Below are 14,684 nucleotides of genomic sequence, written 5' to 3' on the forward strand. Positions count from 1 at the left end.
TTGACTAGTACTCTGTAGAAAGAGTATGTGATGAGAGGTGGGAAATAGGTATCAGCTTAGGATATAGTATGGACAATATATTCTATTGTATAAATTTAAAGCATACCTATGTATACATAGAAAGGAAGCAGTCATGCAATTAATACGATTAGAGATGAAGGGATTTAAATCCTTTGCGGATAAAACTGTAGTGTCATTTTCTCCGGGCATGACTGGGATTGTGGGACCTAATGGCAGTGGTAAAAGTAATATCACTGATGCGATTCGGTGGGTATTAGGCGAATCGAATGTACGTCATTTGCGTGGCCAAAAAGCAGAAGATATTATCTTCTCAGGAACTGAAGCTAGACGACCTCATAATACAGCAGAGGTAAACTTAATTTTTGATAATAGCGATGGCACATTAGGTCAAGAGTTAGCAGAAATTGTTATTACCCGTCGTATGTATCGCAATGGTGAAAGTGAATTTCAAATCAATAAAAGAAATTGCCGTTTAAAAGATATACATTTACTATTGGCAGATACAGGCTTAGGAAAAGATTCTATGGCTATTATAGGTCAGAATCGCATTGATGCTATTTTAAACAGTAAGCCAGAAGAACGGCGCCTCATATTTGAAGATGTCGCTGGCATATCTCGCTTTAAAATGAATAAAGAAGATGCTATCCGCCGTATCCATAGTACAGAACGTAATATGGAACGTTTGGATGATGTGATGAGTACCCTGGGAGATCAATTAGTAGATTTAGAAGTAAAAGCCAATACAACACGGAAGTATAATCAACTATCGCAAGAGAAACGTAAGTATGATGGAGCTATTGCTTTTCATGAGTATAAAACGGCAGATCGGTTATTTACTAGGCAAGAGAATGAAAACCTATCCTATCTACGTGAGCAAGAGGAGTTAGAGGCTAGTGTAGAATCTATCCAAAGTAGTTATTCTGTAACACAGGAGGAATTGCAAAAATTCCGCGACACCCAACAAGGTATGGACGAGGAATATGCTACCTTACAAGGTAAGTTAGGAGAATTAACGGGTCAAATTGAGGTCGCACGACTCAAAGAGGCAAATATGACTGCTGAATTGCAGGAGGGAGAAGCTCAACTGAGCGCTTGGAAAGAAGAAGTTGCAGAGAAAGAGGAACATCGTGAACGGGATCTAGTATCTGTGAAAGAACAGGAAGGTGAACTAGAAGCGATTGGTCTAGATCTAACTAGTGCCGAATCTAACCTACAAACTATACGAGAGTCTCTGGGCGAAGTAAAAGCCAATTTAGATACTATGCGTTCTGCAGAGCAGCATGCTCATGAACGACACATTGCTATTGTTCGTGAAGTAGAGGAAGCTCGTCATCAGCTGACAAGAGCACAAGATAGAGAGCAACAAAAACAAGCAGATACACAGCGTTTACAGGAGACCTTACAAGATATAGCACAGGGGCTAGAAGTAGCACAAAGTGCTATGAAAGACCAAGAAACGATTGTACAGAAAGCACAAGAGCAATTAGAAAACACTCGACAATCTTTACTGGACTTGGAAACTAGTCGCCGCCAGACAAATCAAAAGTTAGTGGAAACGCAACGAGTATTGCAATCTAAAGAAGGTCGCTTGGAACTACTTCATAGTTGGGAAGAACTACACGAAGGCTATTTAGAGGGAACAAAACATGTTCTACAGGCAAAAGAGCAATGGTCTTTTCACATTCGTGGAGCTATAGGCGATGTATTCACAGTGGAAGAAAAGTTTTTAGTGGCTATTGAAACAGCCTTAGGGGGGGCCATTCATCAAGTCATTACGGATACAGCGAAGATTGCTTCTGAAGCAGTACAACATTTAAAACGTACTCAAGGCGGTCGTGTTACGTTTTTGCCTATGGATATGGTGAAAGGAAAGCGCCTTGATCATAAGGCGTTACAATCTCCACATGTATTAGGATTAGGTGTTGATTGTATTCACTTTGATGCACAATTTACGGGTGTATTTAATCAACTACTAGGTCGTACTTTAATTGTAGATACCTTGGAGCACGGATTAGCATTACAAAAAGAATACCATCAACAATTGCGTATTGTAACTCTAACAGGAGAGCAATTACAGCCAGGTGGTGCTTTAACGGGTGGTGCGACTAAACGTAAAAAAGCTTCTATTTTATCTCGCAAAGAAGAGCAAGAGACCCTAGAAAAAGATATTCATACATTGCGGCAAACACTTCAAGAATTAAGTTCACAATTGGAAACGTTTGAACAAGAGAGTGAAGCACTGACTACGATAGGTAAAGAGTTGCGAGAAACCTATGAACAGGAAGCTCTACAATTGCGCAGTTTACAACAGGAGCAACAGCGTACAGAAGGTGAACAACTTAGCTTGAATGGAATGGTCCAGACCTATAAAAAGGAACTACAGGAAGCTAAAGAAACACAGGCTACATTAACGGAGAATATAAATGTATTATCCGATGAGCTTTTACAGTTGGAGAATCGTGAAGGATATCAAGAACAAGTCAATGCTTTAGTTGCACAAGAGAAAAGCTTGGAAGAACGAGATCGCTCCCAAAGTGAAGTAGTACAAGGGTTACGATTGCGATGGGAACAAGCTAGATTGGTTTTAGAACAAAGTAGAAAAGAACTAGCTCTATTAGATCAACATATACAGGAGAAGTTACAAGTTATTGTCGGCTTGGAACGACGCCTTACACAATTAAAAGAAGACGTAGTGCAATTAGGCGGTGGCCCTGCCTTAGAATTAGAGGCAGAGAAACAAGCCTTAGAAAAACGAGTAGCCACTATTACAGAATCTCGTAAAGGTGGACAAGAAAAAGTGCGTGCATGGGAATTACAATTATCTAAATTACAAGATGAGCGAAATCAAAAAGAGCAACGTCAACGAATTGTGCAAAAGAAATTAGTAGACTTACAAGAAGGTTTAACAAAATACCAATTACAAGGCGAACAAGCATTGGAACAATTGGGAGCTTTAGGGTATACTAAACAAGAGGCGCAAACATTAGATGTTTCTGGATCTGTCAATGAATGGAAACAACAGCAGATAACCTTATTGCAGCGGATAGATAGCTTAGGAGCTGTCAATCCAAACGCTATTATCGAATATGAAGAAGCGGTAGAAAAGTTAACGTTCTACCATGCGCAAAAAGATGATTTAGTGACTGCGAAAGAACAATTAGAAGGAGTTATTGCTGAAATTGATGGGGCTATGTCTGAACAATTGCAAGGTGTACTTGCAGACATTCGTGAGAAATTCCAACATGTGTTCTCTCAATTATTTGGTGGTGGTACTGCACAAATTGTAGTATCGAATCCAGAGTCAATTTTAGAAAGTGGCATTGACTTTTATATCCAGCCACCAGGAAAGAAGCGGCAACAATTGAGCTTATTGTCTGGCGGTGAACGAGCATTGACAGTGATAGCCTTGCTATTTGCATTGCTAGATTATCGACCAGCTCCATTCTGTGTGCTAGACGAAGTAGATGCCGCACTAGATGATGCGAATGTGGAACGATTTAGTCAGTATTTGCAAAATTTAGGAGATGCTACGCAGTTCATCGTAGTAACCCATCGAAAACGGACGATGGAATCGGCTCATGTCTTACAAGGGGTAACTATGGTAGAGCGAGGTGTATCTCGTTTATTAACAGTAGCATTTGATGATGTAAAGGAGAATAACGATTATGGCATTTAGTTTTTTTGACCGTGTGAAAGCAGGCTTAGAAAAGACAAAAAATAACTTTGTAAAAAAAGTGGAAACTATCGTCATTGGATATGCTGAAATTGATGATGACTTTTTAGATGATTTAGAAGCTACTATGTTGACTGGTGACTTGGGACCTAAAACGACAACATATTTGATGAAAGAAATTCGTCGAGGTGTCACAGAAGGGATTATTAACAACACTAAGGAAGTTATGCCTTTCATGGAAGAACGTATTACGGAAATGCTAGGTGCTCAAGAAGAAGCTTTAGAACTACATAAGCCTGAAGTGATTTTGGTAGTAGGTGTGAATGGTGTTGGTAAAACGACGACAATCGCAAAGCTAGCTCATTATTATGCTGAGCAAGGAAAAAAAGTGATTATTGCAGCAGGCGATACATTCCGTGCTGCTGCATCTGAACAATTATCGATCTGGGCAGATCGCGTGGGCGTATCTATCGTCAAGCATAAAGAAGGTGCGGACCCAGCAGCTGTTGTGTTCGATGCCTGTGCATCGGCTATTGCAAAAGAAGCTGATTTAGTGATTGTAGACACAGCTGGTCGCTTGCATACGAAAATTAACCTGATGGAAGAATTGAAAAAAATTGGGCGTGTAGCGGACAAACAAATTCCTGGTGCCCCACATCAAACGTTATTAGTCTTAGATGGCACAACAGGACAAAATGCTGTGAACCAAGCGAAGCTATTTGGTGAAGCAGTTCCTGTAACGGGTATTGTGGTGACAAAATTAGATGGCACAGCCAAAGGTGGTGTCGTTATCTCTATCAAAGAAGAGTTAGGTGTTCCAGTGCGTTGGATTGGTGTAGGTGAAAAAATGGATGATTTACGTCCTTTCAATGCAAAAGAATTTGCCAATGCCCTATTCGATAAGGGAGAATAAATGACCATGACAAGAAAGAAGTTGTATGAGTATGTGGTTGATCAAAATGAGATGAATGGCTATGGTGTCGATGCAGATGGCATTGAATGTGCTGTAGATATTATGGAATTTGTAGGCGGTGATTTATACCGACCGCTTACAAGATTACTGTTGAGTAATTGGAAGGAAATTGCGCAACGTATTGAACAGTATACCCAAGAGAAATGGGACTATGTACATTCCATTGCAGCTAATATCCAACATACATTAGAATCTGAGCATAGTGATGAAAGTCATCATTTATCAGACCAAGGCATCGCGATCTTTTTGGAGATGTTAGAAGGCGAAGATACTACTACACAAATATTGCAAGGAGATACGCCTATCACAGAAGAAGAATTGCGTCGCATTCGAGGTAAAGGGTAAACTATATAAGCAATAGTGAAAAGTTGGACCTTAGGTTCAGCTTTTCTTTTTGTATATAGTATAGTCTCACAGAGTGATTGTTGTATCTGATTTGTATCGAACATATAGTACAATACTCAGTCTATTCATGATATAATATAGAAGTTACTAGATATAGATACAAGTGAATGTTACTTGTTTACAGATAGAGAATATAAGGAGTGACTATGAGCGGATTGCATCATTTTCCTGAGGAAGGGATTCCTTTTCAAGTAGAGGCCCCCTATTCACCGATGGGTGACCAACCAAAGGCCATCCAGTCCTTGGCAGAGGGCATCGAACGAGGGGAATGGGCACAGGTATTATTAGGTGCTACTGGCACGGGAAAAACATATACGATGGCGAAACTCATCGAGGCCGTGCAAAAGCCGACCTTGATCATTGCCCACAATAAAACATTAGCAGCTCAATTGGCTAGTGAGTTCAAAAGCTTTTTCCCTAAGAATGCAGTGGAATACTTCGTGTCCTATTACGATTATTACCAACCAGAGGCGTACATTGCCTCTACTGATACATACATTGAAAAAGATGCATCTATCAATGAAGAAATCGATAAGTTGCGCCACTCGGCGACAATGAACTTATTTGAGCGGAAAGATGTAATCATCGTCGCATCCGTCAGCTGTATATACGGCTTAGGGGATCCAGAGGACTACAGTACCCTCTGTGTATCCTTGCGACAAGGTCAGGAATATAGTCGTGATGATATTCTACGTAAATTGGTGTCTATCCAATATACACGTAATGATATGAACTTTGTACGAGGTACTTTCCGGGTACAAGGGGATACGTTGGAAATTTTCCCAGCTGGCACCAGTGAAAGAGCCATTCGTGTAGAAATGTTCGGCGATGAAATCGATCGTTTAGTGGAAATCGATGTGCTTACAGGTGATGTGATTGTAGAACGGAAACACGTGGCTATTTATCCAGCTTCTCACTATGTAACGACGAAGGAAAAGTTAGACCTTGCCATTGGGCGCATCGAGACAGAATTGGCTGAACGTTTGGCATACTTTAATGAAAATGGTCGTCTCTTAGAAGCGCAACGATTGGAGCAACGAACACGATATGACATTGAAATGATGCAGGAAATGGGTTATTGCTCAGGCATTGAAAACTACTCCCGTCTGTTGTCCAACCGGCAACCAGGAGAAGCTCCAATGACTCTGATCGACTATTTCACAGATGATTTCCTAATTATTATCGATGAGTCCCATGTGACCTTGCCACAAATTCGTGCCATGTATAATGGTGACCAAGCTAGAAAGCATAATTTGATCGACTACGGATTCCGCTTGCCATCGGCGGCAGATAACCGACCGCTAAAATTTGAAGAATTTGTGGAGAGAATTAATCAAATCGTCTATGTATCGGCTACGCCAGGTCCTTATGAAATGGAAGTACAGACCAATGTGGCAGAACAGATCATTCGACCTACTGGTTTATTAGACCCAATCATCGAAATCCGACCTATTAAAGGACAGATGGATGATCTTTTAGGAGAAATCAAAGAACGTGCGAAGTCGGATGAACGGGTGTTGGTAACAACATTAACGAAGAAAATGGCAGAGGATTTAACGAGTTACCTAAAAGAGATGGGCATTCGAGTGCGCTATTTACATTCAGACATTGCGACCATTGAGCGGGCTGATATTATTCGTGACTTGAGAGCTGGTGTCTTTGATGTCCTCGTGGGAATTAACTTATTGCGGGAAGGCTTAGATATGCCAGAAGTATCCTTAGTGGCTATTTTAGATGCAGATAAGGAAGGTTTCTTGCGCAGTGATACGTCCTTGATTCAGACCATAGGCCGTGCGGCTCGTAATGAAAAAGGGAAAGTTATTATGTATGCGGACCGCATTACGGGATCTATGCAACGTGCCATGGATGAAACAGAACGTCGTCGTGCTTTGCAAGAGTCCTACAACACAGAGCATGGTATTACACCACGCACAGTGCGCAAGGAAGTGAAAGACTTAATTGAGTTGACCAAAGTAGAAGGGGAAGTTGCTGCACCTAAAAAAGGTCGCAAACCAAGAACAGATAGCTCTGTGGTGTATGATAGTACAGCACCGACAGAAGTGGTGGCAGAAACAGTGCAGTCACTTTCAACGAATTCGCAATACGAAACGAAAGAAGATGTGTTCAATGCCATTGAAGAGACCACACGCCTCATGAAGGCAGCAGCAAAACAATTAGAATTTGAACGAGCTGCAGAGTTGCGTGATGAACTAGGTAGATTGCGCCAAATTTGGTCAGATATGAATGAGGAATAGGAGTTATTTTGAAAGATCAATTAATTATAAAAGGAGCCCGTCAACATAATTTGAAGAACATTGACGTGGCTTTACCAAGAAATCAATTCATCGTATTAACAGGATTAAGTGGATCTGGTAAATCATCCCTAGCCTTTGATACGATTTATGCAGAAGGACAGCGCAGATATGTGGAGTCCTTATCTGCCTATGCTCGCCAGTTTTTGGGGCAAATGGATAAACCTGATGTAGATTACATTGAGGGGCTTTCACCGGCTATATCCATCGACCAAAAAACGACGAGCCGTAATCCTCGGTCTACGGTGGGAACGGTGACAGAAATTTATGACTATTTGCGATTATTATTTGCTCGTATTGGTCGAGCTTACTGCCCTACTTGTGGAGAAGAGATTGCCCAACAGACTATTGAGCAAATAACAGACTTAGTCATGAAATTGCCGGAACGTACTAAGATTATGGTGATGGCACCAGTGGTGCGGGGTAAAAAAGGTCGCCATGAAAAAGTATTGGAACAAATTCGTAAAAATGGATTTGCTCGCGTTCGCATCAATGGAGAGATACATACCTTTGAAGATGACATTGCCTTAGATAAAAATAAAAAGCATACCATTGAGATCGTCGTAGACCGTCTTGTTATCAAAGAAGGTTTAGAAAGTCGTTTGACGGACTCCTTAGAAACGGCCATTCATCATGGGGAAGGCTTTGTCATTATCCAAGAGGTAGATGGCCCAGCCTACCAATTTAGTGTTCATTTTTCCTGTCCGAATGGTCATATCTCATTGCCGGAAATTGAACCTCGTATGTTTTCTTTCAACAGTCCCTTTGGGGCTTGCCCATCCTGTTTGGGTTTAGGTAGCACGATGGAGGTAGATGAGGATCGGGTGATTCCTGATCCGACTGTATCCTTTGCAGATGGTGCAGTAGCTCCTTTAAGCTCCAACCCAAATGCGTGGTTCATGCGCCAGTTAGAGGGCTTGTTAAAAGTTCATGGATATACATTAGATGCTAATTTTTCGGAACTACCTACAGCCTTACAAAAAGAAGTGATGTACGGTAGCACTGAGAAAGTGATCTTCGATTATGAAAATATGCGTGGTGAGGTCAAAACATTCCACACCGAATATGAAGGTATTTTGCCGATGGTGAAACGACGTCATGCAGAGGCTACGACAGATAGCATGCGGGAAGAGTTTGAATCCTATATGTCTATTAAACCATGTACAGCTTGTAAGGGAGCCCGTTTAAAACCGGAATCTCTTGCCATCCGTGTAGGTGAAAAAAATATAGATGAAGTGACACAGCTAACAATTAGTGAAGCGGTGGACTATTTTGGTAATCTACAGTTGACGGAACGAGAGGCTTTCATTGGTGCTCAAATTTTGAAGGAAATTAATGCTCGTTTAGGATTCCTGAACAATGTGGGCTTAGATTATTTGACGATGAACCGTAGTGCCGGTACCTTATCTGGTGGGGAAGCGCAACGCATTCGATTAGCTACACAAATTGGTTCGGGCCTCGTTGGAGTCTTATACATCTTAGATGAACCATCCATCGGTCTACATCAGCGTGATAATGATCGGTTAATTGAAACATTGAAAGGCCTACGTGATTTAGGCAATACATTACTCGTGGTAGAACACGATGAAGATACGATGTTAGCGGCGGATTATTTGGTAGATATTGGACCTGCGGCAGGTGAACATGGTGGTCAAATCGTGGCGCAAGGTACAGTACCAGAGGTAATGGCTGTGAAAGAATCCATTACTGGTCAATATTTAAGTGGTCAAAAGTATATTCCATTACCAAAAGAACGGAGAAAACCAACAAAAGCTTGTTTAGAGATTCGTGGGGCTAAAGAGAACAACCTACAACAAGTGAATGTGAAATTCCCTATCGGTTTATTTACTGTTGTGACCGGTGTGAGTGGATCCGGTAAATCTACATTGATTAACGAAATTTTATATAAAGGCGTAGCCAATGCACTCTACAGAAGTCATCATAAGGTAGGAGCCCATAAGGAGATTCGTGGCTTAGAATACGTAGATAAAATCATCAATATTGACCAAAACCCGATCGGACGAACACCACGTTCTAATCCTGCCACTTATACAGGCGTCTTCGATGCCATTCGTGAGTTATACAGCCAAACCAATGAAGCAAAGATTCGTGGCTATAAAGCAGGGCGGTTCAGCTTTAACGTCAAAGGCGGTCGCTGTGAAGCGTGTCGTGGTGATGGTATCATCAAAATAGAAATGCATTTCTTGCCAGATGTGTATGTACCGTGTGAGGTATGTAAAGGGGCTCGATACAATCGAGAGACTATGGAAGTGAAGTACAAAGGTAAAAGCATTGCCGATGTATTAGACATGGTCGTTGATGAAGCGGTAGATTTCTTTAGTGCTATCCCTAAAATTCACCGTAAATTGGTAACTTTGCAAGAGGTAGGCTTAGGCTATATTCGATTAGGACAAGCGGCAACTACCTTGTCTGGTGGGGAAGCACAACGGGTTAAACTAGCCACTGAGCTGGCTCGTCGTAGTACAGGGAAAACCTTATATATCCTGGATGAGCCGACTACTGGATTACATGTAGAAGATATCCGGAAATTGTTAGAAGTATTGCAAAAGCTTACCGATGGTGGCGATACAGTGGTAGTAATCGAGCATAATTTGGATGTGATCAAAACGGCGGACCATATTATCGATTTAGGTCCAGAAGGTGGTTTCCGTGGCGGTACTATTGTAGGCACAGGCACACCTGAGGAGATTGCCGCGTTACCTGAAAGCTACACGGGCAAATTCTTAGGTCCTGTGCTAGAGAAAACTAGGAACTATATGGAACAACATCCGTTGACTATTGAGGATACACCATGAATCCTATCGATAGACAATTGCAAGCAGAAGAAGTGAACTTTAATCCTTCTAGTCAGAAAGATATGATGATGGGGGATGCGGAACAGCAAGCCTATATTTTGGAAAAGGTAAGCCATCTGCCTACTACACCAGGGGTCTACTTGTGGCGTGACAAGTACCAACGCATCATCTATGTGGGAAAGGCTATCAACTTGCGCAATCGAGTGCGGTCCTATGTGCAGCAAGATGTGAATCGATCTGTGAAAGTGACGGCTATGATGCGCCGTGCTTGGGATGTGGAAACGATCCAAACGAAAACAGAAATGGAAGCTCTTATTCTCGAGGCAACTTTGATTAAGGAGCATCATCCGAAATATAATATTATGCTTCGTGATGATAAAACATATCCTTATGTGAAAGTAACTGTGCAAGAGGACTTTCCACGTCTCTTTATGACTCGTCGTTTAGAACGTGACGGAGCGAAGTATTTTGGACCTTTCACGGATGTGACAGCGGTACATCATGTATTGCGCATCTTGCGCTCCTATTATCCACTGCGCACCTGTAAAAGTATGAAAGTAGAACGACCTTGTTTGCAATATCATATGCATTATTGCGAAGGTCCTTGCATGAACTATGTAACGGTAGAATCCTATCGTAAATATATCGATGATATTGTAGCCCTTTTTGAAGGAAAACAAGTGCAAGTCATCGAAGAGATTACGTCCAAGATGGAGCAAGCTTCAGAGGACTTGGAGTTTGAATTAGCTGCTAAGTATCGAGATGACCTATTGAGCATCCAAAAGGTACAAGAAAAGCAACGCATGGTCACACAGCGAGGCGATATGGATGTACTAGGTATGGCCATTGACGGACCTATGGCATGTATTCAATTGTTTTTTATTCGCAGTGGCCGTTTATTGGGGCGAGAAAATTACTTTGTCCAACATGAAGGGGATAGTCCAGAGCTAGTGATGACGGAGTTCATTAAACAGTATTATGGAGGGTCTACGTTCATACCTAAAGAATTGCTATTGCCTATGGATAGTGTGGATCGTGAATTGTTTAGTGAATGGTTCTCCTCTATGAAAGGGCAACAGGTGGATGTATCTGTACCTCAACGGGGTTATAAAAAAGACCTTATCAAGATGGCTGAGGAAAATGCGCAGAACTTTTTAGCAGAACGTCGCCGTCAATGGCAATACACTATCGATAAATCTGGTGGGGCCGTGAAAAAATTAGCAGAAGTGCTCGACTTGCCACGATTGCCAGAGCGTATGGAATGTTACGATATTTCTCATATGCAAGGGGCAGAAACGGTGGCATCCATGGTTGTCTTTGAAGGTGGAAAGCCGGCGAAACGAGAGTATCGCCGATTCAAACTGAAAACAGTACAAGGAAAACCTGATGATTTTGCCTCTATGGCAGAAATTATGGAACGGCGCTACGGTAATGAAAAAGATTGGCCTATGCCAGATTTGATTATCATCGATGGTGGTAAAGGTCAGTTGAATGCGGCTTTGCCAGTCATCCGTGCTATGGGTGTTACCGATGTGCCGGTCATATCCTTGGCGAAGCGAATCGAAGAAGTATTCGTAGAAGGAGAATCGGAAAGTATTATTCTAGAACACCATACGCCAGAATTACAACTACTACAGCAAATTCGTGACGAAGCCCATCGCTTTGCTATTACCTACCATCGTAGATTGCGTGGAAAGCGAAACTTAGAATCTGTTCTGGATCATGTAGAGGGTATAGGACCAAAACGAAGAAAAGCGCTGTATAAGCATTTTGGAAACTTAGATGCTATGCGAGTAGCGGAGTTGGAAGAATTGGAAAGCGTTGAAGGAATGAACAAAAAAGCGGCGCTTGCTGTGTATGAGTTCTTTCGGCGAAACTCACGCTAGGGGAAACGAGCAACACATTCCTCCACAAACTGATCCTACGGTAGGTTTGCTCCGGAATATGTTGCTCGTTTCTTGTTTAGTTTAATTTTGATGCCCCACGGAAATAACTCATCCACAGTGTGGGGTGCCGAGGGAAAGGGTGATTGTTTCTCGATGAAGTCTTTGGCGTTTGGGATGTAAGCTAGTAAAGGGAAGAGCACGGTATACCCCTCACAAACGGTATTTCATAATGTTTGTTCTGGGCACACCGTGCTCTTCTTGTGTTTGTTGTATTTAGGTAATAAAGAAACGCCACAAAGGCGCTATCATTGGTAGTATATTTTAAGGAATTGTTGCTCGTTTCTTGTATAGATTAATTTTGATGCCTCACGGAAAGAACTCATCCACAGGTGGGGCGCCGAGGAAAAGAGCGTTACTTGTTTTGTTATGAAATCTTGTGGTGATTTATCTAGAATGTGCAAAGGGAAGAGCACGACACATTCCGACCCGAACTGATACAGTGGTTAGGTTTGCTTCGGAATATGTCGTGCTCTTTTAGTTATATGCTATTTTGGCAATGAAATCGCCACAAGATGTTCTACGATAGTGCTGTGTTCCTTATGGATAGATTGTCTGATTTCTATAAAAATATCTTTTAAAAGATAACGATTTGCATATATTATGCTATAATGAAAATATAGAAGGATTACCAACGTGAGTTGGGCTCATCTCTTCCTAATTATAGGAGGAGGTGATACTATGAAAAAATATGAAAAAATTAGCTTAATTGTTTCTATTTTAACATTAGTAGTTAATATCATTGCTTTATATAAGTAATGACAACGCCTAACGACATAAGGTTTCCTAGACCTTAATACGTTAGGCGCATCTATTTTTGTGTTTAGAGATGAGCCTAACGCCTTCGACACGTTGGTGGCCCTTCTTTTTGTTACGTATAGTATACCACATTTTGTGGAAAAGATAAAGGTGTGACGGTTGGTCACACCTTTATTGTTTATTTTGTTGTTGTTTCGTCGTCTTCGTTAGGCCCTAACATGGAGTAGAAGGCCCATAGTAGAATAAACCAGAACGGTGTAAACATGAGGGCGATACGTGTATCGCTTTGTAATGCTAGCACTACCAAGATGAATACAAAGAATGCTAGGATCAAGTAATTCATGAACGGGTACAGTGGCATTCTAAAGGTGGATTGTTTTGCCAATTCTGGATTCGTTTTACGATATTTGAGGTGGCATATAACGATGATGGCCCAAATATAAATAAAACAGAATGTAGAGATGGACGTAATCATAATAAATACACTTTCAGGCATAACATAGTTCAAAACTACAGTAAATAATAAGGCTGCAGCAGAGAATAGTGTTGCCTGATACGGCACGGCATGGTTTGTCAATCGGCGCATTCGACTCGGTGCATGTCCACGTTTGGATAATGCGTAGATCATACGGCTCGTGGAGAAGATGCCAGAGTTCGTAGCAGACGCAGCGGATGTTAGAACAACGAAGTTCACGATACTAGCAGCAGCGAGAATTCCCACCGCATTAAATACAGCCACAAATGGGCTAGAATTTGGGTCTACTGCAATCCATGGATAGATACTCATAATAATTGCAAGAGAGCCAATATAGAATAAAATAATGCGCAATGGAATGTTGTTGATCGCCATAGGGATAACTTTTTCTGGATTCTCCGTTTCTCCAGCAGTGAGGCCCACCAATTCAATGCCTGTGAAAGCAAATACTACCATTTGGAAAGATAAGATGAAGCCCATCGTCCCATTTGGGAACCAACCACCGTAATTCCAAAGGTTATCAAAGGCAGCTGCTCCTGCATTGGTAGTGAATCCTGTGAGGATCATTATAAGACCAATAATGATGAGTGATACAATGGCAATTACTTTTATTAAAGCAAACCAGAACTCCATTTCACCGAAGTGCTTCACGGCAGTTAAATTCATAACTAGTAATACTGCTAGCACAACGAGGGCCGGTATCCACTGTGGCATCCAAGGTATCCAGTATTGCATGTACAAGCCGACGGCTGTTAAATCCGCCATGGCCAGTGAAAGCCAACAGAACCAATAGGTCCAACCAGTAATAAAGGCAGCCCGATCACCTAAATATTCTTCTACAAAGTCGATGAAAGAATGGTGATTTAAGTTGGAAAGCAATAACTCGCCCAATGCACGCATGATGAAGAAGCAAATAATACCTGTAATCATATACGTGAGGAGGATGGAAGGGCCCGCTAAACTAATAGATCGCCCAGAGCCAAGGAATAAACCGGTACCGATGGCACCACCAATGGCTAATAATTGAACGTGGCGATTTTTAAGACCACGCTTTAACTCTTGTTGCGAGTCCGTCATAGTAAAACCTCCTTAATACAATATAAACTTTTATATTTGATAATAGTAAACTATTTTCTATAGAATGTCAATTAATACTAGTGAATTACTATGGTTAGATAAAAAAGAACGACAAAATGTATGCACTTACTAGATTAGTGGTTAATACGATAGATGTCGTTCTTTTGTATGTTACTTTTCTATATGTATGTCAATATAGGAATAAAAATTAGCGGCTAATACATATTTAC

General features: G+C 41.4%; 7 protein-coding genes. 6 read left to right on the top strand and 1 reads right to left on the bottom strand.

What is annotated here, in order from left to right:
- Positions 1-133 precede the first annotated feature (133 nt).
- From smc to uvrC, 6 genes are all read left to right on the top strand, one after another.
- Positions 134-3,697, top strand: a complete 3,564-nt coding sequence (smc, locus tag EO115_RS06430) for a chromosome segregation protein SMC (protein ID WP_126938138.1) — start codon at positions 134-136, stop codon at positions 3,695-3,697.
- A complete protein-coding gene (ftsY, locus tag EO115_RS06435; RefSeq protein ID WP_126938139.1) occupies positions 3,687-4,607 on the top strand; it encodes a signal recognition particle-docking protein FtsY in 921 nt (306 codons plus the stop codon). The genes smc and ftsY overlap by 11 nt, the downstream gene beginning before the upstream one ends.
- A 6-nt stretch (positions 4,608-4,613) precedes the next feature.
- Positions 4,614-5,012 carry a hypothetical protein gene (locus tag EO115_RS06440; protein ID WP_126938140.1) on the top strand — a complete coding sequence of 133 codons (399 nt, stop codon included), beginning with the start codon at positions 4,614-4,616 and terminating at the stop codon, positions 5,010-5,012.
- 206 nt (positions 5,013-5,218) lie between these two features.
- The gene (uvrB, locus tag EO115_RS06445) at positions 5,219-7,327 is read left to right on the top strand and encodes an excinuclease ABC subunit UvrB (protein WP_126938141.1); all 2,109 of its coding nucleotides are present in this window, start codon (positions 5,219-5,221) and stop codon (positions 7,325-7,327) included.
- Between the two features lie 8 nt (positions 7,328-7,335).
- Entirely contained in the window at positions 7,336-10,200 is a 2,865-nt protein-coding gene (uvrA, locus tag EO115_RS06450) for an excinuclease ABC subunit UvrA (RefSeq protein WP_126938142.1), read from the top strand.
- Positions 10,201-10,268: 68 nt separating this feature from the next.
- Positions 10,269-12,086: an excinuclease ABC subunit UvrC gene (gene uvrC, locus EO115_RS06455; protein ID WP_126938164.1), complete on the top strand. Its 1,818-nt coding sequence runs from the start codon at positions 10,269-10,271 to the stop codon at positions 12,084-12,086.
- A gap of 994 nt (positions 12,087-13,080) precedes the next feature.
- Here uvrC and EO115_RS06460 read toward each other — a convergent pair.
- On the bottom strand, positions 13,081-14,454 hold the full coding sequence (locus EO115_RS06460) for an amino acid permease (RefSeq protein ID WP_126938143.1): 1,374 nt from the start codon (positions 14,452-14,454) through the stop codon (positions 13,081-13,083).
- Positions 14,455-14,684: the final 230 nt, after the last annotated feature.

It is taken from the genome of Veillonella sp. CHU740 (genome assembly GCF_003992055.1).
In the GTDB taxonomy this organism is placed as follows: Bacteria; Bacillota; Negativicutes; order Veillonellales; family Veillonellaceae; genus F0422.